This window comes from Flavobacterium aquiphilum, assembly GCF_027111335.1.
GTDB classification, from domain to species: Bacteria; Bacteroidota; Bacteroidia; order Flavobacteriales; family Flavobacteriaceae; genus Flavobacterium; species Flavobacterium aquiphilum.
In genome coordinates, this window is record NZ_CP114288.1 from 4513192 (window position 1) to 4539723 (window position 26532).

General features: G+C 35.7%; 17 protein-coding genes and 1 tRNA gene. 3 read left to right on the forward strand and 15 right to left on the reverse strand.

The features are described 5' to 3' along the window. Nucleotides 1-282: 282 nt before the first annotated feature. A complete protein-coding gene (locus OZP12_RS18270; RefSeq protein WP_281226519.1) occupies nt 283-1635 on the forward strand; it encodes a Kelch repeat-containing protein in 1353 nt (450 codons plus the stop codon). A 104-nt stretch (nt 1636-1739) separates the two neighbouring features. Here OZP12_RS18270 and OZP12_RS18275 read toward each other — a convergent pair whose 3' ends face one another. The 4 genes from OZP12_RS18275 to OZP12_RS18290 all read right to left on the reverse strand — a co-directional run bounded on the left by OZP12_RS18275 (nt 1740) and on the right by OZP12_RS18290 (nt 9855). Continuing rightward, nucleotides 1740-4001 (reverse strand): aconitate hydratase, encoded by a 2262-nt coding sequence (locus OZP12_RS18275; protein WP_281226520.1) that lies wholly within the window; start codon nt 3999-4001, stop codon nt 1740-1742. A 284-nt stretch (nt 4002-4285) separates the two neighbouring features. After that, nucleotides 4286-7057: a bifunctional aconitate hydratase 2/2-methylisocitrate dehydratase gene (locus OZP12_RS18280; RefSeq protein WP_281226521.1), complete on the reverse strand. Its 2772-nt coding sequence runs from the start codon at nt 7055-7057 to the stop codon at nt 4286-4288. Nucleotides 7058-7389: 332 nt separating this feature from the next. Then, a complete protein-coding gene (locus tag OZP12_RS18285; RefSeq protein ID WP_281226522.1) occupies nt 7390-8343 on the reverse strand; it encodes an AAA family ATPase in 954 nt (317 codons plus the stop codon). Between the two features lie 81 nt (nt 8344-8424). Further along, nucleotides 8425-9855 carry a peptidylprolyl isomerase gene (locus tag OZP12_RS18290; RefSeq protein ID WP_281226523.1) on the reverse strand — a complete coding sequence of 477 codons (1431 nt, stop codon included), beginning with the start codon at nt 9853-9855 and terminating at the stop codon, nt 8425-8427. Between the two features lie 737 nt (nt 9856-10592). On the opposite strand from OZP12_RS18290, the gene OZP12_RS18295 reads away from it, so the two are divergent. Continuing rightward, nucleotides 10593-12038 carry an alpha-amylase gene (locus OZP12_RS18295; protein ID WP_281226524.1) on the forward strand — a complete coding sequence of 482 codons (1446 nt, stop codon included), beginning with the start codon at nt 10593-10595 and terminating at the stop codon, nt 12036-12038. 147 nt (nt 12039-12185) lie between these two features. After that, on the forward strand, nt 12186-13775 hold the full coding sequence (locus OZP12_RS18300; RefSeq protein WP_281226525.1) for a peptide chain release factor 3: 1590 nt from the start codon (nt 12186-12188) through the stop codon (nt 13773-13775). Between the two features lie 83 nt (nt 13776-13858). Here the strand turns inward: OZP12_RS18300 and OZP12_RS18305 are convergent, their stop codons facing one another. The 11 genes from OZP12_RS18305 to OZP12_RS18355 form a co-directional block, all read right to left on the reverse strand. Further along, nucleotides 13859-14233, reverse strand: coding sequence for a hypothetical protein (locus OZP12_RS18305; protein WP_281226526.1), 375 nt, complete (start codon nt 14231-14233; stop codon nt 13859-13861). 232 nt (nt 14234-14465) lie between these two features. Further along, entirely contained in the window at nt 14466-14777 is a 312-nt protein-coding gene (locus OZP12_RS18310; RefSeq protein ID WP_281226527.1) for a DUF3467 domain-containing protein, read from the reverse strand. Between the two features lie 66 nt (nt 14778-14843). After that, nucleotides 14844-19151 carry a DNA-directed RNA polymerase subunit beta' gene (rpoC, locus tag OZP12_RS18315; RefSeq protein ID WP_281226528.1) on the reverse strand — a complete coding sequence of 1436 codons (4308 nt, stop codon included), beginning with the start codon at nt 19149-19151 and terminating at the stop codon, nt 14844-14846. 239 nt (nt 19152-19390) lie between these two features. Further along, on the reverse strand, nt 19391-23203 hold the full coding sequence (gene rpoB / locus OZP12_RS18320) for a DNA-directed RNA polymerase subunit beta (RefSeq protein ID WP_281226529.1): 3813 nt from the start codon (nt 23201-23203) through the stop codon (nt 19391-19393). 276 nt (nt 23204-23479) lie between these two features. Beyond that, a complete protein-coding gene (gene rplL / locus OZP12_RS18325) occupies nt 23480-23851 on the reverse strand; it encodes a 50S ribosomal protein L7/L12 (protein WP_035639358.1) in 372 nt (123 codons plus the stop codon). Between the two features lie 91 nt (nt 23852-23942). Continuing rightward, entirely contained in the window at nt 23943-24443 is a 501-nt protein-coding gene (gene rplJ / locus OZP12_RS18330; protein WP_281226530.1) for a 50S ribosomal protein L10, read from the reverse strand. A gap of 22 nt (nt 24444-24465) precedes the next feature. Continuing rightward, the gene (gene rplA / locus OZP12_RS18335; RefSeq protein WP_281226531.1) at nt 24466-25155 is read right to left on the reverse strand and encodes a 50S ribosomal protein L1; all 690 of its coding nucleotides are present in this window, start codon (nt 25153-25155) and stop codon (nt 24466-24468) included. A gap of 13 nt (nt 25156-25168) precedes the next feature. Beyond that, the gene (rplK, locus tag OZP12_RS18340; RefSeq protein ID WP_035639405.1) at nt 25169-25606 is read right to left on the reverse strand and encodes a 50S ribosomal protein L11; all 438 of its coding nucleotides are present in this window, start codon (nt 25604-25606) and stop codon (nt 25169-25171) included. 66 nt (nt 25607-25672) lie between these two features. Then, nucleotides 25673-26224, reverse strand: a complete 552-nt coding sequence (nusG, locus tag OZP12_RS18345; protein ID WP_035639366.1) for a transcription termination/antitermination protein NusG — start codon at nt 26222-26224, stop codon at nt 25673-25675. 9 nt (nt 26225-26233) lie between these two features. Further along, nucleotides 26234-26431 carry a preprotein translocase subunit SecE gene (gene secE / locus OZP12_RS18350; protein WP_116763649.1) on the reverse strand — a complete coding sequence of 66 codons (198 nt, stop codon included), beginning with the start codon at nt 26429-26431 and terminating at the stop codon, nt 26234-26236. A gap of 18 nt (nt 26432-26449) precedes the next feature. Next, nucleotides 26450-26520 (reverse strand) — tRNA-Trp (locus tag OZP12_RS18355). Nucleotides 26521-26532: the final 12 nt, after the last annotated feature.

Here is a 26532-nt window from a genome sequence, read left to right on the forward strand (position 1 = left end):
GATCGAATTCACAAGGTTTTACGCGTAGTTTGTCATTCCGACAAAGGAGAAATCACATTAGTTGCTCACGTTATGTGATTTAGCTTCGCTGAACTTCGTTTCTCCCGCTGGTCGAAATGACAAATCTTTACGGATAATCCCCACTGTCGCTCGTTTGTCCATGTTCCCTTTAAACAAATATCCCCAGCAACTTAAATCATTAATTTCTGACAGAAATTATATATTATTCCCACAAATAATAGTACTTTTAAGCTGCTAATTCGTATCTAAATAAATTGTCTCTTGAAAAAAATAATTTTTCTTTTACTTCTTACCCCATTATTTGTATTTACACAAAATATCAAAGGGATAGTTTTGGATAAAAAAAGTAACCTGCCCATTCAGGATGCCAATGTAACGCTCAACCAAAACAGAGAGAGTACAACAAGTGATGAAAAAGGAAAATTCAATTTAACCTCTTCAAAAAAACTTCAGGAAAATGATTCTCTGTATGTATCACATATTGGATATACACCAACAAAAATTAGTCTATTTGAATTAAAAAAGAATAATTATTTGGTTCTTCTTGATGAGAAAAAAGAATATTTAGACGGCGTAATAGTTACTTCTGAACATAAAAATTTAAAATCTAAATTGGCTTTTACAAAATTGCCTTCATTAAAACATCCTATTTCTTCGTTTGGTTCTGTTTTAAGAGACGATAAATTATATATAATTGGTGGTGATGGTTCCTTCAAAACAGATGCGTGGAAAAAATTACAATATGAAAATTCAAATCCTGATACTAAATTAGAAGACTACCTCAAAGAACTTCAATTTCAGTTTTCCGGTCAATATTACAATGGCAATCTATTGATTTACGATTTAAAAACAAACCTATGGGAAACTTCAGAGATAAAATTCAGAAAAAGAGCCTATGATAATTTAATTTCTTACAACAATACCATTTATGTTTTAGGAGGCAAAAGGATTTCTGCCAACGGTAAATTTGAATATCTGGATGACAAAATTGAAGTTTTTGACACGAATAAAAAAACGGTAACTATTGACAACACCAATCCGCATCAAGCTGTTAATTTTGCCTCTTTCGCCTATAACGGCTCCATAATAGTAATGGGAGGTTCAGTAAAAATGAATGAAAAAAAAGCAAAAGAATACACTAACAAAGTACATTCTTTCGACACAAATACCGGTTATTGGTATGAATTAACAAATATGCCAACATCTAAGGAAGTAAACGGAACTCTGATTAAAGACAAGATATTTCTAATTGGTGGTAACAATGGAAAGCCTTTATCATCCATAGAAAGCTTTGATTTGACTACCGAAACCTGGAAAACAGAAGGAGAATTATTTGACAATTTGGATTATCCTGCAATTGACCACAAAGAAAATTTAATATTTGTCTTTGAAAACGAAAAAATATATACAATCGACATCAATAATAGAGAAATGAAGGAATATCTAATCGATTTACCTTTGAAAGCATCAAAACTTCATTATTTTCAAGACAAATTGTATATAATAGGCGGTTTCAAAGAAAACTATTACTCCCAATATCCTTCATCAAGTTTTATCAGTATTGATATTAACGAATTTGAAAACACAAAACCCAATAGAATCAAACAGTTTTAATCTCTTTTCAAAAACTCAGATTCTCCTTTATAAATCTGTATCAAACAAAAAACTCCCAAGTTTCCTTGAGAGTTTCTACTATAAAGATTTTAAACATTTATGTATTAAGCCTCAGCGGCAATTAGATTCAGTGCAGAACCTGCAACAAACCATCCAATTTGTCCCTCGTTGTAAGTATGATTAGCAAAGATTATATCTTTACTTCCATCTGCATGAACAAGCTCTAAACTTAATGGAACACCCGGAGCAAAATCAACCAAATCAAGGAAATTAATTGTGTCATCTTCCTGAATTTTGTCATAATCCCCTTCGTTTGCAAATGTTAACGCCAACATACCTTGTTTCTTTAAATTGGTTTCGTGGATACGGGCGAATGATTTAACCAACACGGCTTTTACACCCAAGAAACGGGGTTCCATCGCGGCATGTTCGCGGGAAGATCCTTCGCCATAGTTGTGGTCACCAACGACAATGGACGGAATTCCGGCCGCTTTGTAGGCACGCGCCACAGCGGGAACGGCTTCGTAAGCACCAGTCAATTGATTTTTAACAGAATTTGCGGTTTGGTTGAATGCATTAATTGCACCAATCAGCATATTATTTGAAATATTGTCCAAATGGCCGCGGAAACGCAACCATGGTCCCGCCATTGAAATATGGTCTGTGGTACATTTCCCAAAAGCCTTGATCAACAATTTGGCACCTGAAATGTTTTTACCGTCCCAAGCTTCGAAGGGAGCCAATAACTGCAAACGGTCTGAAGTGGGGCTTACATTTACCTGAACATTTGACCCGTCTTCGGCCGGCGCCTGAAAACCGGCATCTTCAACATCAAAACCTCTTTTTGGCAATTCGTCACCAAACGGAGCGTTCAATTTTACTTCTTCGCCATTATCGTTCAATAAAGTATCAGTAAGCGGATTGAAATCCAATCTCCCTGAAATAGCCAATGCAGCCACCATTTCGGGCGAAGTCACAAAGGCGTGAGTATTTGGGTTACCGTCAGCCCTTTTGGAGAAATTACGGTTGAATGAATGTACAATGGTGTTTTTCTCTTCTTTGTCGGCTCCAGCCCTGTCCCATTGCCCAATACAAGGACCACAAGCATTTGTAAATACTTTGGTTCCCATTTTTTCGAAAGTAGAAATAATCCCATCCCTTTCAATCGTGTAACGAATTTGCTCCGACCCAGGATTAATCCCGAATTCAGCTTTTGGGGTGATTCCGTGTTCAACGGCTTGTTCAACAATCGAAGCGGCACGAGCCATATCTTCGTAAGAAGAATTAGTACAAGAACCAATCAATCCCCATTCTACTTTTATTGGCCAACCGTTAGCCGCTGCTTCTTCTTTCATTTTAGAAACAGGAGTTCCGCGATCCGGCGTAAAAGGCCCATTGATGTGCGGTTCCAGTTCCGATAGGTTGATTTCTATAAGTTGGTCAAAATATTGTTCCGGATTGGCATATACTTCGGGGTCGGCAGTCAGGTAAGAAGCCACTTTATCGGCAGCATCCACTACATCCTGACGATCTGTGGCCGCCAAATACCTGCGCATCGAATCATCATAACCAAATGTAGATGTTGTAGCGCCAATTTCGGCACCCATATTACAGATTGTCCCTTTACCCGTGCAAGACATTGAAGTAGCGCCTTCGCCAAAATATTCCACTATAGCACCGGTTCCTCCTTTTACGGTAAGAATATCGGCGACTTTTAGGATAACGTCTTTTGGAGCCGTCCAGCCGGATAATTTTCCGGTCAATTTTACACCGATTAATTTCGGAAATTTCAGTTCCCAAGACATTCCGGACATTACATCCACTGCGTCAGCTCCACCAACTCCGATGGCCAACATCCCCAATCCACCCGCATTTACGGTATGCGAATCGGTACCTATCATCATTCCTCCGGGAAAAGCATAATTTTCCAACACAATTTGGTGAATAATTCCTGATCCCGGCTTCCAGAAACCAATTCCGTATTTATTTGAAACGGATGACAGAAAATCAAAAACTTCTTTAGACTGACTATTTGCCACGGCCAAATCTGTAGAAGCACCAACCTTGGCTTGAATCAAGTGATCGCAGTGAACCGTTGTAGGCACTGCAACTTTTGATTTACCGGCATGCATGAATTGCAGCAATGCCATCTGAGCTGTTGCATCTTGACAAGCAACCCTGTCCGGAGCAAAATCAACATAATCAACACCTCTTCCATAGGCTTGCGTAGCAACTCCATCCCAAAGATGACTATATAAAATTTTCTCCGTTAAAGTAAGTGGGCGACCAACAATCTCACGTGCTTTATCCACACGAGTTGCCATAGTGCCGTACACCTTTTTAATCATTTCAATATCAAATGCCATAAGATTTAATTGTTTTTGTTATTTTTCCTTAAACAATACAAGTTACAAAAAAATCGAGCATCTATTAACCTGAATCCGATTATTATTTTGAAGCAGAAACATTTAGCATTTTTGGAGACATGGTTCCCGCTGTCCGCAGTATCTTTTATGCCAAACCCCGGCATAAAAGGATACAAACTTCCATCGGGGCTAAAAAGGCAACATTTGGCCTTTTTGGAATCAAAGCAAAAAAAAAGCCCGAGTCAAAACTCGGGCTTCTGAATTATGATTAACTAATCTTTCGATTATTTAACTAACAATTTATGTGATGGTGCAAACTTAGTCAAGTTGATACCGTCAACTGCAGCTGTATATTCTTCAATTGAAGGTGTTCTACCTAAAATAGTTGACAAAACAACAACAGGAGTTGAAGAAAGCAACGATTCTCCTTTTTTCTCAGCAGAATCCTCAACAACTCTTCCTTGGAAAAGACGTGTAGAAGTTGCCATTACAGTATCTCCTTTAGCCGCTTTTTCTTGGTTACCCATACAAAGGTTACAACCCGGACGCTCTAAATACAACATGTTTTCGTATTCAGTACGGGCAGCTCCCTTAGGCGCATCGTCATTAAATTCGAAACCAGAGTATTTTTGCAATACTTCCCAGTCGCCTTCAGCTTTAAGCTCATCAACGATATTATAAGTTGGCGGAGCTACAACAAGAGGAGCTTTGAACTCAACTTTACCTTGTTGCTCTTCAATGTTTTTAAGCATTTGAGCAAGGATTTTCATATCTCCTTTGTGAACCATACAAGAACCGATGAATCCTAGATCTACTTTTTTATCTCCACCATAGTAAGATAACGGTCTGATTGTATCGTGAGTGTATCGTTTAGAAACATCGGCATTATTTACGTCTGGGTCAGCAATCATTGGCTCAGCAATCTGATCCAAATCAACTTCAACTTCAGCGTAATATTTAGCGTTTGCATCAGGAATCAAAGCAGGTTTCTCACCTGATTTAATCTCAGCAATTCTCTTATTTGCTTTATTAATCAATCCTTGAAGAACTTGATTATGGTTATCCATTCCTTTGTCAATCATGATTTGGATTCTGCCTTTTGCAATCTCCAATGATTCAATCAAAGTATCGTCTTCAGAAATACAGATAGAAGCTTTTGCTTTCATTTCTGCAGTCCAGTCAGTAAACGTAAAGGCTTGGTCAGCAGTAAGAGTTCCAATATGAACCTCAATGATTCTACCTTGGAATACGTTCTCTCCACCAAATTGCTTAAGCATTTGGGCTTGAGTAGCGTGAACCACATCACGGAAATCCATATAACTTTTCATGTCTCCCTTGAACGTCACTTTCACTGATTCAGGGATTGGCATTGAAGCTTCACCTGTAGCAAGTGCAAGAGCAACTGTTCCTGAGTCAGCACCAAAAGCAACACCTTTGGACATTCTTGTGTGAGAGTCACCACCAATAATGATAGCCCACTCATCAATTGTAATATCGTTAAGTACTTTGTGGATTACGTCAGTCATTGAGTGATAAACACCTTTCGGGTCACGTGCTGTGATCAAACCGAAGTTGTTCATGAACTTCATCAACTTTGGAATGTTTGCCTGCGCTTTTTTATCCCAAACCGAAGCAGTGTGACATCCTGATTGGTAAGCACCATCAACGATTGGAGAAATCACTGTGGCAGCCATAGATTCCAACTCCTGAGCAGTCATAAGACCAGTCGTATCTTGTGAACCTACAATATTTACCTCCACACGAACATCCGAACCTGCGTGCAACACTTTTCCAGGAGTTGTTCCAACAGCGTTTCTGTTGAAAATTTTCTCAACTGCTGTTAAACCTTGTCCTTCATGAGAAATTTCTTTTGATGGAGCAAATACAGCAGGAGCTTCAACTCCTAAAGTTTTAGCAGCCAATGTTTGTAATTTTTTCCCAAATACAATAGCATAAGATCCTCCCGCTTTAATGAATTCCATTTTCTGAGGAGTGAATGCTTTAGCGATATCAATTAATTCTTTATCGCCATTGTATAATTTTTTAGTTTTTGTATTGATTGTTAAAACAGTTCCCGTAGCTACAGAATATGCTTCTTCCAATATAGGTTCTCCACTTTCATTGCGAACAACATTTCCTGATGCATCTACTTTTTTAACCCAGTTTTTAAGGTCAAGACCAATACCTCCAGTTACATCAACTGTAGTAAGGAAAATTGGAGAAATACCATTTGTACCCCCAACGATTGGTGCAAAATTCACAAATGGAACATAAGGACTTGCTTGTTTTCCTGTCCAAAGTGCCACGTTATTTACACCTGACATTCTTGATGATCCAACACCCATAGTACCTTTTTCAGCAATTAACATCACACTTGCGTCTGGATGTTGTGCTTGAAGTGCTTTAATTTCTTCTTGAGCTTGAGGAGTGATCATACATTTACCGTGAAGTTCACGGTCAGAACGTGAGTGCGCTTGATTTCCTGGAGAAAGTAAATCCGTAGAAATATCCCCTTCACCTGCGATAAAAGTAACTACCTTAATTTCTTCTGCAACTTCCGGTAATTTAGTAAAGAATTCAGCCTTAGCATAACTTTCAAGAATGGCTGTAGCGATTGCATTACCACTATTGTAAGCTGCTTTCAAACGATCAGTATCAGCCTCATAAAGGAAAACCTGAGTTTTTAAAACTTCCGCAGCTTGCTTTGCAATATCTTCGTCATTTCCTAACGCCAAGTCAAGTAACACCTCAATAGAAGGTCCACCCTTCATGTGCGACAATAACTCAAAAGCAAAAGCTGGCGTTATTTCCTTAACCACTGACTCACCAAGGATAATCTCTTTTAAAAACTTCGCTTTCTCCCCAGCAGCACTTGTAGTTCCCGGCAAAGTGTTGTAAATAAAAAACTTAAGAGAATCTTCTCTATTAGCATTATCTAAATCTTTAATTTGCGCAATGATTTCGCTTAATAATTGAGCATCATCAATTGGCTTCGGATGAAGTCCCTGTATTTTTCTTTCTTCGATCTCCTTGATGTAATCGTTATAAATATTCATAATTGAAGTCGGTTAATGGCCTATTTTATTGATTATTTCAATACAAAAAACCATAATTATTAGTCTTTTTTATTTTTTTGTCCTGCAAATTTAATAATTAAAGATGATTATTTTAAAAAATTTAATAGATGTCCCTTTTTCAAAAATTATTATTGCAAAATAAACGATTTCAATACGTTTAAATAAGAAATAAGCACATTTCACCTGTCAAATTTGCAAATTCAGCAATAGGTAAATTGGATTTTAACAAAAATAAAATCTATTGTTAAAACAAAAAGTGCTACATCTTTATTTGAATGTAGCACTTTTCATCAATTTATTATTTTTTAGCCTTAAATCAGCTTATCAATTATCATTTCCTCAGAAATCCCTTCGGCGTCAGCTTTGTAGTTTTTAATGATTCGGTGTCGTAATATTCCGGTTGCGACTGCTTTCACATCTTCTATATCAGGTGAAAATTTACCGTGAAAAGCAGCATGGGCTTTTGCTGCCAAAATTAAATTCTGCGAAGCCCTTGGCCCTGCACCCCAATCCAAATAGTTTTTCACAAATCCATTAGAAAGCGCATTATCCGGACGCGTTTTACTTACCAGTGTCACAGCATATTCCACCACATTATCCGCAACAGGAATGCGACGAATCAAATGTTGGAAATCGATAATTTCTTGAGCTGTAAACAATGCATTTACCTTTGTGTCAGCATCTGCAGTTGTGCGTTTTACCACTTGAACTTCCTCCTCAAACGAAGGGTATTCCAGTTTTATAGCAAACATAAATCGGTCTAATTGCGCTTCAGGCAAAGGGTAGGTTCCTTCTTGTTCTATAGGATTTTGAGTTGCCAACACAAAATACGGCAAACTCAACTTATGATTCACTCCCGCAATAGTAACCGATCTTTCCTGCATCGCTTCCAATAAAGCCGACTGTGTTTTTGGCGGAGTCCTGTTTATCTCATCAGCCAAAATAATATTAGAAAACAATGGCCCTTTTATAAATTTAAATTGTCTGTTTTCATCTAATATTTCACTCCCTAATATATCCGATGGCATTAAATCCGGCGTAAATTGAATTCTTTTAAAATCCAACCCCAACGCTTTGGCCAAAGTATTCACCAATAATGTTTTGGCCAATCCAGGAACCCCAACCAACAGCGCGTGACCTCCTGAAAAGATACAAAGCAAAATCTGATCAACGACTTCTTCCTGACCAACTATAATTTTGGCTATTTCTTTTTTTAATTCGTTACGTTTTTCAACTAAATTTTGTATCGCTGCTACATCCGACATTTTATATTGTATTTTTTTTAAATTAAAAAGAGTTAGTATTATCAAACATAAAACTAACTCTTTTTATCTATTTAATGAAAATTATTTTTTTAACCAATTATTGGTAAAAGGACAATCTCTATATTCGTCAACAATCTTAATATAAGTGTCTTTTATTTTTGTATCAAACCATTTACCAATCGCTTTGAATTGTTTATCCTTTAAAGCCAAATCTTTAATTTTAATATAATCCTTGGCATAATCAGCAGTATGGGAATCAATTCTATTGGTAACTATCATTATTTTATAATCTTTTTTCCCTTGAACATTTTCCAAAAATGGCGTTGAAATTTCGTTGTCTTTCAAATTAGAAACCTGGCTATATATGGAAGGATCCATATTAGTCAATTCAAATCGTGTGTCTTGTGTTTTAGGATTCACCAAAGTTCCACCATTGGCTCTTGTTTCTTTTTCGTCCGACATTGTTCTTGCCGCTTCCGCAAAAGTAATCTCTTTATCAAGAATCTTTTTTCTTATCAGTGTAATTTTATCATTAGCTTCTTGTAAAGACTCTTTACTAACTTCAGGAGAAATCAAGATATGTCTTAATTCAATTTCTTGACCTTTTATTTTTTCAACATAAATAATATGAAATCCGTAAATAGTTTCAAAAGGTTCAGAAATTTCACCTTCAGCAAGACTAAAAGCCACATCTTTAAACTCTTTTACAAAAGGTGTTTTTCGGGTCATTTTATAATACCCACCATTTTTACTGGATCCTGGATCTTCAGAATACAATACCGCTTTGGTTGCAAAACTAGCTCCTTCAAGACATTCTTTCCTCCAAGCGTTCAATTTATCAATTACCTTTTTCTTGTCCGCTTCGGTAACCTTAGGTTTTACCACAATTTGGGCTACTTCTAATTCTGCACCAAAAACTGGCAAATCAGCAGCTGGTATTTTTTTAAAAAATTCGCGGACTTCTTCAGGAGTTATTTCAACTTTTTCAACAATTTTCTTTTGCATTTCGCTTGTAAGCTTTTGCTCTTTCAACACATCAAAGAAGTAAGTTCTAAATTCTTCTTCCGAATTTTTTTGATAGTATTTCACCAATTTATCCATACCCCCGATTTGCTCAAGCATATAGTTCAACCTTTCATCCATCATTCCTTTTACTTCAGAATCACTAACTATAATACTATCCTGAACCGCCTGATGCGCGTATAATTTATCCTCCAACAATTTCCCTAAAATCTGACATCTCGTTATATCTTTTGTAGATCCTCCATTTGCTGTAATTTCCAAAAAGCCTTTATCAATATCAGAATCCAAAATCATGTAATCCCCAACAGTTGCAACAACTCCATCAACCTTCAATTTTTTTCCGGAAGGTGCCACCTGTTTTGTATCAGCAACAGCATTATCTTTTATAATTTCCTGTGCATTTACAAAGGTTAAAGCAGAAAACAAAAGAAAAAAAGTTAACACAACTCTATTAGTCATGGATTTCATTTGTGCATTTTTTAAAGGCATTTTTTATATTTTATATTAATATTATTTCAACCAAAGTTTCACAATAAAAGCAATTTTATATCAAATAACATACTTTATAACGAAACAAGTTTATTTATATTTAAGTTTTAAAGAACTAAAACACATTAATTCTGCAAAATCCTTACATTTTACCAAACTTAAACCGAACAAAAATAACAATTCAAAGGCATTAAACAAGTTTCCTCGGTACTATTAACAAAAAATTATTAAGTTCCTTATAGCCTTTATTATTATAATTCAAAATCCAAGAAACGGATCCTAATTTAAAAAAGTAAAAACTTAAAAAAAATATCTTTTTCAATAATTCACTTTTTTTCACTTCAATCTTTCACCTTGTTTTATTAATAAATTATCATTTATTTCTTTTTAAAATGTAAAAAATACATTTTTCACAAGATTATATTGCTTTTTGCATTTTTTGATAATTTTTAAAACATAGTCAATATAATTATCATCCCTAAAAAGCTATTCCAAATCCGACAAATTAATTGTTCTTCAAAACAATTTATAAACACTATATCGTAATAGTAAATATTTGAAATTTAAAAAATATAAATCTTATTGTATTTTAAATACATTCGTCACGCTTAAAAGTTAATCTAATAGTTTACAAGTGATTACAAAACACAAAAAAGTACAAACAAAACAGATTTTCAAGAAGCAAAAATTATTAATTAAACCAAAAAACCAATTACCAAACTTAAATTAACCAAACCATGAAGAAACCAATTTTTAAAATTTATTTATTAACCGCTTTACTAGCTGGGCTTTATTCCTGCAATTCATCTGAGGATGAAATCAAAAATTCAAATACTTCATCGACAACCCCTTTCAAGGTTATTAATGTTACAACGCATGACGGACGTCCATTTAGCCTAGGAATTTCAAAAACATCACTCACGGGAAAATATGTTGACAATCCCGGCGGAGGGGTAATGATGCAAGCCTTTTACTGGGATGTACCTGCAGGAGGAAACTGGTGGGATACAATTGCATCAAAAATTACGGACTGGGGAAATGCCGGAATTGGATCGATATGGCTACCTCCCGCTTCCAAAGCCCAAAACGGGGCTTATTCCATGGGGTATGACCCTACCGACTATTTTGATTTTGGAGACTACAATCAAAATGGCTCTTTAGAAACTCGCTTTGGTTCCAAAACAGAATTAGTCAATTTAATCACAAAAGCCCATTCCGAAAACATTAAAGTGTTTGCCGACATTGTAATTAATCATAACAGCGGAGGAGCTTCTGAAAGCAACCCTTTCACAGGAACAAATACTTGGACAGATTTCACTGGAGTTGCTTCAGGGAAATTTAAACGTAACTACAATGATTTTTACAAAAACAGTTATGGTAATAATGATGAAGGTGCATTTGGCGGTTTTCCAGATTTGTGTCATGCCTCTCCAAATGTACAAGACTGGTTATGGCTCAGAGCTGATGGTGTTGGAAAATATTATAAAAACACAATGAAATTTGATGGATGGAGATTTGATTACGTAAAAGGTTTTGGACCATGGGTAGTAAATGCTTGGAATGCCAATGTTGGAGGATTCTCAGTTGGAGAATATTGGGATTCTAATGTAAATACTTTGGAATGGTGGGCGAATAATGCCAATAGTTCTGTTTTCGATTTTGCTTGCTATTATAAAATGAATGATGCTTTTGACGGAAATAATCTGGCTCTTTTAAATGACGATATGATGTGGAAAAGAAACCCTTTCAAAGCGGTAACTTTTGTAACAAACCATGACACTGATGAAATTTGGAACAAAATGCTGGCTTATGCCTACATATTAACCCACGAAGGTTATCCTACGATTTTCTATAGAGATTATGAAGAATGGCTAGATAAAAACAAATTAAACAACTTAATCTGGATCCATAACAACAAAGCTACGGGAACAACTTCTATTTTATATTCTGATAATGATGAATATGTAGCAAGAAGAAATGGATATAACGGAAATCCAGGATTAGTTGTTTACATAAACAACTCTGATTATTGGCAGGAAAGATGGATCCAAACAAACTGGTCCAATACTCAAATTAAAGATTTTACAGGAAATTCAAATTGGTATCCAACAACTCAGGGAGATAAATGGGTAAAAATCCAATGTCCGCCAAAAGGATATTCAGTTTGGTCAATTAATCAATAAGTTAAAAAAATTATTATAAGGCTGTTTTCAAAACAGCCTTATTTTTTATTCAATAAAATTACGAAAACAAACATCCAAATTAAGAAGTTAATATTTTTTTATAAAGCCGCAATTTAATAGTACTTTTGCAACCTATTTATACGAAATATGAGTTTTTTAAAAGAAATACAACGAAGACGCACTTTTGGGATTATTTCACACCCCGATGCCGGAAAAACAACACTAACTGAAAAATTGCTTCTTTTTGGGGGTGCGATTCAAGAAGCTGGTGCTGTGAAAAGTAATAAAATAAAAAAAGGAGCAACGAGCGATTTCATGGAAATTGAACGTCAGAGAGGAATCTCGGTTTCCACTTCTGTTTTGGCCTTTAATTATAAAGACAAAAAAATCAACATTCTTGATACACCTGGTCACAAAGATTTTGCCGAAGACACTTTTAGAACTCTGACAGCAGTTGACAGTGTAATTGTTGTAATTGACGTTGCAAAAGGGGTCGAAGAGCAAACCGAAAAACTGGTTGCGGTATGTAGAATGCGCAAAATTCCTATCATTGTTTTTATCAATAAATTAGACCGAGAAGGAAAAGATGCTTTTGATTTAATGGACGAAGTTGAGCAAAAACTTGGCTTAACAGTAACTCCTCTAAGTTTCCCAATTGGTATGGGTTATGACTTTCAAGGCATTTACAATCTTTGGGAACAAAATATAAATTTATTTAGTGGCGATAGTCGTAAAAACATTGAGGAAACAATCGCTTTCTCAGATGTTCAAAACCCAGAATTAGAGCAAATAATCGGTCAAAAACCAGCTGACCGTTTACGTGAGGAATTAGAATTGATCGATGAAGTTTATCCTAAATTTAATCAACAAGATTATTTGGACGGAAAATTACAACCTGTCTTTTTTGGTTCTGCCTTAAACAACTTTGGAGTTCGTGAACTATTGGATTGTTTTATAGCTATTGCACCATCACCAAGAGCCAAGGATTCTGAAACTCGATTAGTTGATCCGAAAGAAGAAAAAATGTCTGGATTTGTTTTTAAAATTCACGCCAATATGGATCCAAAACATAGAGACAGATTGGCTTTCATAAAAATTGTTTCCGGTACTTTTGAAAGAAACAAACCTTACTTCCACGTACGTCAAAAGAAAAACTTGAAATTCTCAAGTCCAAATGCCTTTTTTGCCGAGAAGAAAGAAATAGTAGATATTTCTTATCCTGGCGATATAGTTGGATTACATGATACCGGGAATTTCAAAATTGGTGATACTTTGACCGAAGGTGAAATAATGAGTTTCAAAGGTATTCCAAGTTTCTCTCCGGAACACTTTAGATACATCAACAATGCCGATCCAATGAAAGCCAAACAACTTGACAAAGGAGTTGATCAATTGATGGATGAAGGGGTTGCTCAATTATTTACTTTGGAAATGAATAACAGAAAAGTAATCGGAACAGTTGGGGCATTACAATATGAAGTTATCCAATACCGATTGGAGCACGAATATGGAGCAAAATGTACTTATGAAAACTTCCCTGTTCACAAAGCTTGTTGGGTAAAACCCGATGATGCCAAAAATGAAGAGTTCAAAGAATTCAAGCGTATAAAGCAGAAGTTTTTGGCTAAGGACAAATACAACCAATTGGTTTTTCTAGCCGATTCTGATTTTACAATCCAAATGACACAAAGCAAATACCCAAGTGTCAAATTATTTTTCACTTCTGAATTCGATTAACTCAATTATTAGAAAATACAAAAAAAACGCCAACGTAAAGTTGGCGTTTTTTCATATATACAAATTAAATTTAACCTTAAATTCTAACAAGATTCAACATTTAAAGCCTTTTTCAAAAGGGTTTTCAACAGCAAATGATTTGGTTCTCTACCAGAAGTTAAAATGCTTTTTTTGGTGAAAAATGTATCTTTTGATTTAGTACAATCGACATCTTCTTTTGTACCCATAAACCATAAAATAAAATTCATACTTGAATTCAATTTTACGCTACTGGACGCATTAACTGGTGCTGTACCAACAGCATTATCATTTCTGTTTATTGAAATATCATTTAAACGACTTTCAACATCTGCCTTTTGGGCAAATGCAGATGAACCAGCAAAAAAAACAAACAGAACAGAAATCAAAAATTGAATTCTCTTATTACTCTTTGTTCTCAATTTTAAAACGTTATCCATTATTCCTTCTATACTTTGGGGTTGTAAACAAGGCGCAAAACTACTGGAATACATTTTTGAGAAAAAAAATAGTCGTTGAACAATAAAAAAAATCGTTTAAATGCAACTCTTAGATCAAAGCGTTAGAAAAAAAACTAAATTCTACCGTAATGAGTTTAACTCAAATGCTCTTTTAAATAATAAGAACAAAAAAAAGACTACCCAAAAGGTAGTCTTTTTTTCTAATTTCAAATTATGCTTGTCCTGTCGGACCAAAATTTAGTGGAATTGGGGGCTGTTCAACCTCTTTGATTTCACCATGTGTCATTTCAAAACGATGGATATTTTCACCAATTGCTTTGAGCAATCTTTTAGCATGCTGTGGAGTCAAAACAATTCTTGATTTCACTTTTGCTTTTGGAACACCAGGCATAATACATACAAAATCCAATACAAATTCTGATGAAGAATGATTAATAATAGCTAAGTTAGAATAAATCCCCTCTGCTATATTTTCATCTAACTCTATATTTATTTGTTCTTGTTGTTGTTTAGGATTGCTCATAAAAAAATTATATTTTTTCAATATTCTCTCTCTACTCAAGCAAAGAGAGAAATATTGCAAAAAGAATTAATAAATATATTCTTCTTTGTTAGCCATCATATCATTATAATCTTCTCTAGAACCTACAATTGCATTGTCATATTCTCTCATACCTGTACCAGCAGGGATTCTATGTCCAACAATTACATTTTCTTTCAATCCTTCTAACAAATCAAGTTTACCTGCAACAGCAGCTTCATTCAATACTTTTGTTGTTTCTTGGAACGAAGCAGCAGAGATAAATGATTTCGTTTGAAGAGAAGCTCTGGTAATACCTTGTAGAATTGGTGTTGCAGTCGCTGTAATTACATCACGGGCAACAACAAGATTTTTATCCGTACGCTTCAATAATGAATTTTCATCACGCAATTGACGTGGCGTAATAATCTGACCTGGTTTCAATACACTTGAATCTCCAGCATCTTCAACCACTTTCATTCCGTAAAGATTATCGTTTTGAACGATGAAATCTTTAGTATGAATCAATTGATCTTCTAGGAACAATGTATCTCCCGGATCTTCAACTTGTACTTTACGCATCATTTGGCGGATTACTACCTCAAAGTGCTTATCGTTGATTTTTACCCCTTGAAGACGGTATACCTCTTGAATTTCATTTACCAAGTACTGTTGAACAGCTGCAGGCCCTTGAATTCTTAAGATATCATCTGGCGTAATTGCACCATCAGATAAAGGAGCACCAGCTCTTACGAAGTCATTTTCCTGAACTAATATTTGGCTTGATAATTTAACCAAGTATTTTCTAACGTCACCAAATTTAGACTCAATAACGATCTCACGATTACCTCTTTTAATTTTTCCAAAAGAAACAACACCATCAATCTCAGAAACTACAGCTGGATTCGAAGGATTACGAGCCTCTAACAACTCGGTAATTCTTGGTAAACCTCCTGTGATATCCCCAGATTTAGAAGAACGACGAGGGATTTTAACCAAAACTTTACCAGCTTTAATTTTCTCACCGTTATCAACCATCAAGTGTGCACCTACTGGTAAGTTATAAGAACGAATTAATTCTCCATCTTTACCGTAAACCAATAATGTAGGGATTAATTTTTTGTTTCTTGCCTCAGAGATTACTTTTTCTTGGAAACCAGTTTGCTCATCGATTTCAACCATGAACGATTGTCCTTGCTCTAAATCTTCGTAAGCAATTTTACCGGTAAACTCAGAAACGATAACCCCGTTATATGGATCCCATTTACAGATTACATCACCTTTTGCTACTGATTGACCATCAGCCACAAAAATACTAGAACCGTAAGGAATGTTATGAGTACTTAATAAAATACCTGTTTTTTCGTCAACTAATTTTAATTCTGTAGAACGAGAAACAACGATATCAACTGAATTACCTTCAGCATCTTCACCTTTTACAGTTTTAAGATCTTCAATCTCTAATTTACCTGCAAAACGAGTAACAATACTAGACTCTTCAGAAATACCTCCTGCAACCCCTCCAACGTGGAAAGTACGCAATGTCAACTGTGTACCTGGCTCTCCAATTGACTGTGCAGCAATTACACCAACAGCCTCACCTCTTTGAGTCATTTTACCAGTTGCCAAGTTTCTACCATAACATTTAGCACAAATACCTTTAGTAGCCTCACAAACCAATGGAGAACGCACTTCTACTTTCTCTACTGGAGAAGCTTCGATACCTTTCACTAATGCTTCAGTAATTTGCTCACCAGCGTGTACTAAAATTTCACTTGTTAAAGGATTAATTACATCTTGTAATGCAACACGTCCTAAGATTCTTTCTCCTAATGTCTCAACGATTTCCTCATTTTTCTTTAAAGCAGAAACTTCGATACCTCTAAGAGTACCACAATCCTCGATGTTAACAATAACATCCTGAGAAACGTCATGTAATCTTCTTGTCAAGTATCCAGCATCGGCAGTTTTCAAAGCCGTATCCGCAAGACCTTTACGAGCACCGTGAGTAGAGATAAAGTACTCAAGGATCGAAAGACCTTCCTTAAAGTTGGAAAGAATCGGGTTTTCAATAATCTCACCACCACCAGCAGTAGATTTTTTAGGCTTAGCCATCAAACCACGCATACCGGTTAACTGACGAATCTGTTCTTTAGAACCCCTCGCCCCAGAGTCAAGCATCATATACACAGAGTTGAAACCTTGTTGGTCTTCTCTAATGTTTTTCATTGCCAACTCTGTCAATTGAGCATTTGCAGAAGTCCATACGTCAATAACTTGGTTGTAACGTTCGTTATTGGTAATAAGACCCATGTTATAGTTAGCAGAAATACCTTCAACTTGCTCTCTGGCATCTGCAATCAATTTTGGTTTTTGTTCTGGGATTCTAATATCACCAAGAGAGAATGATAATCCTCCTTTGAATGCAAATTTATACCCCATATCTTTCATATTGTCCAAGAAAGCTGCAGTTGTAGGAACATCAGTCGAACTCAATACGTGTCCGATGATATCTCTTAAGTTTTTCTTAGTCAATACGTCATTGATATATCCAGCTGCTTCCGGTACTACTTCGTTAAATAATACACGTCCGGCAGTTGTTTGAATAATTTGGTAAACCAAATCTCCATTTTCATTAAAATCTTTTGCTCTAATTTTCACACGAGCATTCAATTCTAATCTTCCTTCGTTTAATGCAATATTTACCTCTTCAGCAGAATAGAATGTAATTCCTTCTCCTAAAATAGTTTTCTCAGGTGTTGACAAACGCTCTTTGGTCATATAATATAGACCCAAAACCATGTCCTGAGAAGGTACAGTGATTGGCGCACCATTTGCTGGGTTCAAGATATTATGAGAAGCCAACATTAACAATTGAGCTTCCAAAATAGCCTCTGGTCCTAATGGCAAGTGAACCGCCATCTGATCCCCGTCAAAATCCGCGTTGAACGCCGTACACACTAATGGGTGCAATTGAATCGCTTTTCCTTCAATCAATTTTGGCTGGAACGCTTGAATACCCAATCTGTGCAAAGTAGGAGCACGGTTTAGTAATACTGGATGTCCTTTGATTACATTTTCAAGGATATCCCAAACTACTGGCTCTTTTTTGTCGATTATTTTCTTAGCAGATTTAACTGTTTTTACAATTCCTCTTTCTATCAATTTACGGATAACAAAAGGTTTGTATAATTCAGCTGCCATATCTTTTGGCAAACCACACTCAAACAATTTCAACTCAGGTCCAACAACAATTACCGAACGAGCAGAATAATCCACACGTTTTCCAAGTAAGTTTTGACGGAAACGCCCTTGTTTACCTTTTAACGAATCAGATAATGATTTCAAAGGTCTGTTTGATTCCGTTTTTACTGCAGAAGCTTTACGAGTATTATCGAAAAGTGAATCTACAGATTCTTGTAACATACGTTTTTCGTTACGAAGGATTACTTCAGGAGCTTTAATCTCGATCAATCTTTTCAAACGGTTGTTACGGATGATTACACGACGGTATAAATCATTCAAATCCGAAGTTGCAAAACGTCCACCATCAAGTGGCACAAGAGGACGCAATTCTGGTGGAATAACCGGAATTACTTTCATAATCATCCACTCAGGACGATTTTCTCTATTCAAAGTAGACTCACGGAAAGATTCTACAACTTGTAGTCTCTTTAACGCTTCAGTTTTACGTTGTTTTGATGTTTCGTTATTCGCTTTATGTCTTAAATCATAAGATAATTCATCAAGATCTATACGAGCCAATAAATCCATAATACACTCTGCTCCCATTTTGGCAACAAACTTATTAGGATCGAAATCATCTAAATATTGATTGTCAGCAGGAAGAGTATCTAGAATGTTCAAATATTCTTCTTCTGTCAAGAAATCTAATTTTTGAATAGCTTCACCATCTGCATGTTTGGCGATACCTGGTTGAATAACTACATATCTTTCGTAGTAGATAATCATATCTAATTTCTTAGATGGAAGACCAAGAATATATCCAATTTTATTAGGAAGTGAACGGAAATACCAGATGTGAGCGATAGGCACAACAAGGTTGATGTGTCCTACTCTATCTCTACGTACTTTCTTTTCAGTAACTTCAACACCACAACGGTCGCAGATGATACCTTTGTAACGGATTCTTTTATATTTTCCACAAGCACATTCAAAATCTTTTACTGGTCCAAAAATTCTTTCGCAGAAAAGACCGTCACGCTCTGGTTTGTGAGTTCTATAGTTAATAGTTTCAGGCTTCAATACTTCACCTCTTGATTCTTTCAAGATAGATTCTGGAGAAGCTAATCCTATCGAAATTTTGTCAAATCTTTTTACAAGATTCTTTTCTTTATTATTTCTATTATTTATCATAGTTTTTACTATTGATTTATTTGCAATTAAAAATTGATTCTTTACAAAAGCTGCAATGCAACATTTGTACACCTCGAATTACTTCTCTAAACTTCAAACTTACTTTTGAAGTGCTAATTATAAAACTTTTAAAAATTCTATAAAAAATCGGAACGGTTTACGGGTATAAATCTTTAAAAACTCGTAAAAATGCCAAGTAGAGATACTGCGATGCAACATCTCTACTGTGACAAAAAAATTTATTCTTCTAAACGAATATCAAGTCCAAGACCTTTCAATTCGTGCATTAATACATTGAATGATTCTGGCAATCCTGGTTCTGGCATAGTTTCACCTTTTACGATTGCCTCGTAAGTTTTGGCTCTACCAATAACATCATCAGATTTAACAGTCAAGATTTCTCTAAGAGTACTTGATGCTCCATAAGCTTCAAGAGCCCAAACCTCCATCTCTCCAAAACGCTGACCTCCAAATTGAGCTTTACCTCCAAGTGGTTGTTGAGTAATCAACGAGTATGGACCGATAGAACGTGCGTGCATCTTATCATCAACCATGTGTCCTAATTTCAACATATAGATAACTCCAACGGTTGCAGCTTGGTGGAAACGCTCTCCAGTACCTCCATCATAAAGGTGCGTATGTCCGAAACGTGGTACTCCAGCTTCATCAGTCAAAGCATTGATTTCGTCAAGAGAAGCTCCGTCGAAAATTGGAGTAGCAAACTTTCTACCCAAATTCATACCAGCCCATCCTAATACTGTCTCATAGATTTGCCCGATGTTCATACGCGATGGTACCCCAAGTGGGTTCAATACAATATCAACTGGTGTTCCGTCTTCCAAGAAAGGCATATCTTCATGACGAACGATACGAGCAACGATACCTTTGTTACCGTGACGTCCTGCCATTTTATCCCCTACTTTCAACTTACGTTTTTTGGCAATATATACTTTAGCCAATTTCAAGATTCCTGATGGTAATTCATCCCCAACAGTAATAGTGAATTTCTCTCTACGTAAAGCTCCTTGTAAATCGTTCAATTTAATTTTATAGTTATGAATCAAATCATTTACCATAGTATTTGTTGCATCATCAGCAACCCATTGACCTTTACTTAAGTGAGCAAAATCTTCAACAGCATAAAGCATTTTTTGAGTATATTTTTTACCTTTTGGTAAAACTTCTTCACCCAAATCATTCATTACACCTTGAGAAGTTTTTCCGTTTACAATATTGAAAAGTTTCTCAATCAATCTATCTTTAAGCTCAACAAATTTAACTTCGAACTCCATTTCAAGTGCTCCTAAAGCATCCTTGTCCTGAGTACGTTTACGTTTATCTTTTACTGCTCTTGCAAATAATTTTTTATCTAAAACCACACCATGTAAAGAAGGAGACGCTTTTAATGAAGCATCTTTTACATCACCTGCTTTATCCCCGAAGATTGCACGTAGCAATTTCTCTTCCGGAGTAGGATCTGATTCCCCTTTTGGCGTAATTTTACCGATAAGAATATCACCAGGTTTAACCTCGGCACCAATTCTAATCATACCGTTTTCATCCAAATCTTTTGTAGCTTCTTCAGAAACGTTTGGTATATCATTCGTTAATTCTTCATTACCTAATTTAGTATCTCTAACTTCTAATGAATAGTCATCAATGTGAATAGAGGTAAAGATATCATCACGAACTACTTTTTCAGAAATCACAATCGCATCCTCAAAGTTGTAACCTTTCCATGGCATGAACGCAACTTTAAGGTTTCTACCTAAAGCTAATTCTCCATTTTGAGTTGCATATCCTTCAGACAACACTTGACCAGGAATCACTCTGTCCCCTTTTCTTACGATAGGTTTAAGATTGATACTTGTCCCTTGATTGGTTTTTCTAAATTTAATTAAGTTGTATGTTTTTTCATCAGCATCAAAACTCACCATTCTTTCTTCTTCAGAACGATCGTATTTGATAGTAATGATATTAGCATCAACATATTCTACAACTCCATGTCCTTCTGCATTAATCAATACTCTGGAATCCGAAGCTACTTGACGCTCTAAACCTGTACCAACAATTGGAGCTTCAGGACGTATCAATGGTACGGCCTGACGCATCATGTTCGATCCCATCAACGCACGGTTCGCATCATCATGCTCCAAGAAAGGAATCAAAGATGCAGAAATCGAAGCGATTTGGTTTGGCGCAACGTCAGTGTAATGTACTTGAGAAGGGTCAATTACAGGGAAATCACCTTCTTGACGCGCAATTACGTTTTCGGCAGTAATTTGACCTGAAGCTTCCATTTTTATGTTAGCTTGGGCAATTAACATTCCTTCTTCTTCTTCAGCACTTAAGTAAATAGGAGTAGATTCTAAATCAACAACTCCATTGGTTACTTTACGGTAAGGAGTTTCAATGAATCCCATTCCGTTAACTTTAGCATAAACACCAAGAGACGAAATCAAACCGATGTTTGGTCCCTCAGGAGTTTCAATTGGACATAAACGACCATAATGCGTGTAATGAACGTCACGAACCTCAAATCCAGCTCTCTCTCTCGAAAGTCCACCTGGTCCAAGTGCAGATAATCTTCTTTTGTGTGTAATCTCAGCCAATGGATTCGTTTGATCCATAAATTGAGACAACTGGTTAGTTCCAAAGAAAGAGTTGATAACAGACGATAATGTTTTAGCATTGATCAAATCTATCGGTGTAAACACCTCGTTATCTCTAACGTTCATTCTCTCACGAATAGTTCTAGCCATACGAGCCAAACCAACACCAAATTGTTGAGACAATTGCTCTCCAACAGTTCTAACACGACGGTTTGACAAGTGGTCGATATCGTCAATCTCAGCTTTTGAGTTAATCAACTCGATCAAATATTTAACGATAGTAATGATATCTTCTTTGGTAAGCACTTGCTTTTCCATTGGAGTATCAAGGTTCAGTTTTTTGTTAATTCTATAACGACCTACTTCACCTAAGTTGTAACGTTGATCAGAGAAGAATAATTTATCAATGATACCACGAGCAGTTTCCTCATCAGGTGGTTCAGCGTTACGTAATTGTCTATAGATATGCTCAACAGCTTCTTTTTCAGAGTTTGTTGGGTCTTTTTGTAATGTATTATGGATGATAGAATAATCAACCGCATTATTATCTTCTTTGTGTAACAAGATAGATTTAACGTTTGATTCGATGATTTCCTCAACATTATCTTTATCGATGATGGTATCTCTATCCAAGATAATCTCATTACGCTCGATAGAAACAACCTCTCCAGTATCCTCATCCACGAAATCCTCATGCCAAGTGTTCAATACACGGGCAGCAAGTTTTCTTCCAATATATTTTTTAAGTCCTGTTTTAGAAACTTTAATTTCTTCAGCAAGGTCAAAAATTTCAAGGATGTCCTTATCTCTTTCGAAACCAATTGCACGGAATAAAGTTGTAACAGGTAATTTTTTCTTTCTATCAATATACGCATACATTACGCTGTTGATATCGGTAGAAAATTCTATCCAAGATCCTTTAAAAGGAATAACTCTCGCAGAATATAATTTTGTTCCATTTGCATGGAATGACTGCCCAAAGAAAACACCCGGAGAACGGTGTAATTGAGAAACTACAACTCGCTCTGCTCCATTGATAACAAAAGTACCACTTGGTGTCATGTAAGGTATTGTTCCAAGATAAACGTCTTGTACAATAGTTTCAAAATCTTCGTGTTCAGGATCTGTACAATATAGTTTCAACCTAGCTTTTAAAGGCACACTATAAGTAAGACCTCTTTCTATACATTCTTGAATGGTGTAACGTGGTGGATCTACAAAGTAATCAAGGAATTCCAATACAAAGTTGTTTCTTGTGTCTGTAATTGGAAAGTTTTCCATGAAGGTATTGTATAACCCTTCGTCGCCTCTTTCGTCAGATTTAGTTTCTAATTGGAAGAAATCTTTAAACGATTTTACCTGAACATCCAAGAAATCCGGATACTGAGGTATGTTTTTGGTAGAGGCAAAATTCAATCTTTCAGTCTGATTTGTTATCATCAATGGACAAAATTTTGATTAAAAAAAAGTAGTTATTTGTGTAAAAACACTGTTTAATTTATAAAACAATCTATACTTTCTTTTTATAATCAATACATCTTTAAAAATAAACCAAGAAACTCTTTGTACATTTTCTTTCTTCGTATTGATCAAAAACCTTTTCGTATTTTAAACTATTTTATAATAAAACTTGATATATTTTATTATACGAAAAATGGTTTAGACCGTTGGACGCTTTCGTCCAAGGTCTAAACCTACTTTAAAACTGACGTTTTATTATTTTAACTCAACAACAGCTCCAGCTTCTTCTAAAGATTTTTTAAGACCTTCAGCCTCTTCTTTAGTTACACCTTCTTTAACGTTGCTAGGAGCGCTATCAACTACATCTTTAGCTTCTTTCAAACCTAAACCTGTAAGTTCTTTAACTAATTTTACTACAGCTAATTTAGAAGCTCCAGCATCTTTCAATACTACTGTAAATTCTGTTTGAGCCTCTTCAGCAGCACCTTCACCACCTCCAGCAGCAACTACTACAGCTGCAGCAGCTGGTTCGATACCGTACTCATCTTTCAATATTGTTGCTAATTCGTTAACTTCTTTAACTGTCAAGTTAACTAATTGCTCTGCGAATTGTTTCAAATCTGCCATTTTTTCTATTTTTTTAAAATGATTTGTAAAAATATAATTTATTTATTGTGCGCTAATTCAAGCAACAAGGAGAAACTCCTTGCTTTGGTTATTAAGCTTCAGCCTCTTCGCTACCTGCGAATTGGTTTTGTAAAGCAGAAATAACTCTTTGAGCTGGCGATTGTAACAATCCAATGATTTCACCGATAAGCTCTTCTCTAGATTTAATTGTAGCCAATGTATCCAATTGATCATCACCGATATAAATCTCAGAATTGATAAAAGCACCTTTTAAAATAGGTTTTGCAGCTTTCTTTCTGAAATCTTTGATGATTTTTCCTGGTGCATTTGCAACATCTGCAATGAATATAGCACTGTTACCTGCCAATACAGAAGGTAAATCTCCATAATCATTATCAGAAGCTTCCATTGCTTTTGCAAGCAAAGTGTTTTTTACTACTTCTAATTTAACACCTGCTTTAAAACAAGCTCTTCTCAAGTTTGAAGTTGTTTCTGCGTCTAACCCTGAAATATCAGATACATAAATGATATTTGTACCAGCTAACTGTGCAGTTAAATCTTCAATCGCGATTGATTTTTCTTCTCTAGTCATACTAAAAATTATTAACTACCAATTATACTGCTTTTGGATCCAATGCAATTGCAGGACTCATTGTGCTTGTAAGGTGGATACCTTTGATGTATGTACCTTTAGCAGCAGTTGGTTTAAGTTTGATTAATGTTTGAATAATTTCGTGTGCGTTGTCAACAATTTGCTCAGCTCCAAAAGAAACTTTACCAATTCCTGCATGTACGATACCAGTTTTATCAACTTTAAAGTCAATTTTACCAGCTTTTACCTCTGCAACAGCTTTTGCAACATCCATAGTTACAGTACCTGTTTTAGGGTTTGGCATTAAACCTCTAGGTCCTAAAATACGACCTAATGGACCTAATTTACCCATAACAGCAGGCATAGTGATGATTACATCAACATCTGTCCAACCATCTTTAATTTTTTGTAGATAATCATCAAGACCAACATGATCTGCACCAGCTTCTTTAGCTTCCGCTTCTTTATCTGGAGTAACCAATGCCAATACTTTAACATCTTTTCCTGTTCCATGAGGTAATGTTACTACACCTCTCACCATTTGATTCGCTTTTCTTGGATCAACACCCAAACGAACTGCGATATCAACTGACTCATCAAATTTTGCAGAAGCAACCTCTTTAATCAATGCCGCAGCATCTTTCAAAGAGTACAATTTGTTCTTCTCAATTTTTGAAGCAGCCACTTTTTGCTTTTTTGTCAATTTTGCCATGTCTTTCTCTTAATTAAAAAGGAGAATCTCCTGATACGGTTATACCCATAGATCTAGCTGTTCCAGCAATCATGCTCATTGCAGATTCGATTGTGAATGCATTTAAATCTACCATTTTATCTTCGGCAATTGCCTTGATAACATCCCAAGTAACGCTAGCTACTTTTTTACGATTTGGTTCACCAGATCCTGACTTTAGCTTTGCAGCTTCCAATAACTGGACAGCAGCAGGAGGAGTCTTAACAACAAAATCAAATGATTTGTCTTTGTACACAGTGATTTGCACTGGACAAATTTTGCCAGGTTTATCTTGAGTTCTAGCATTAAATTGCTTACAGAACTCCATGATGTTTACCCCAGCAGCTCCTAAAGCAGGTCCAACCGGTGGCGACGGGTTCGCAGCACCTCCCTTAACTTGTAGTTTAACTACCTTACTAATTTCTTTAGCCATTTTTAAAAAATTTAACACAACAATCATTGGAAGCGATTGCAGTGGTTATTATAGATGTAACAAAAATTATACTTTTTCAACTTGCATAAAACTCAATTCCAAAGGTGTTTTTCTACCGAAAATTTTCACCATTACCTCAAGTTTACGCTTTTCTTCATTAATTTTTTCAACTGTACCGTTAAAACCATTAAATGGACCATCGATCACTTTAATAGTTTCTCCAACGTTGAAAGGAATAGCACGAGTATCTGTGTTAACAGCTAACTCATCAACTTTACCTAGCATTCTATTTACTTCTGACATTCTTAACGGAACAGGTTCTCCTCCTTTAGTCTCTCCTAAGAATCCAATAACACTTGTAATAGACTTAATAATATGAGGAATCTCACCAACTAAATTGGCTTCCAACATAACATATCCCGGAAAATAAACTTTATCTTTAGATAATTTCTTTCCTTCTTTTACAGTAACTACTTTCTCGGTAGGCACAAGAACTTGCGAAACATAATCACTCATTCCTAAACGAGCAATTTCAGTTTCGATATAAGCTTTCACTTTATTTTCTTGTCCGCTTACTGCACGAACGACATACCACTTTTTTATATTATTATCTGCCATTAGAAAAAATTATGCTTTTATCCAATTAAAAAACACAGCTAATGTTTTTGCAAATACTTCATCTACTCCCCACGTTGCTAAAGCGAATACCACTGAAAAAACAGCAACAACGATTGTAAGACGTTGTACTTCAGCCCAAGCAGGCCAAGTTACATTTGATTTTAATTCTTCAAATGATTCTGATATGTAATTAACAACTTTTGTCATAGTGATTAGTTTATTTTGCACGGGCGGAGGGATTCGAACCCCCATCAACGGTTTTGGAGACCGCTATTCTACCCTTGAACTACGCCCGTAGAAAAAAACCA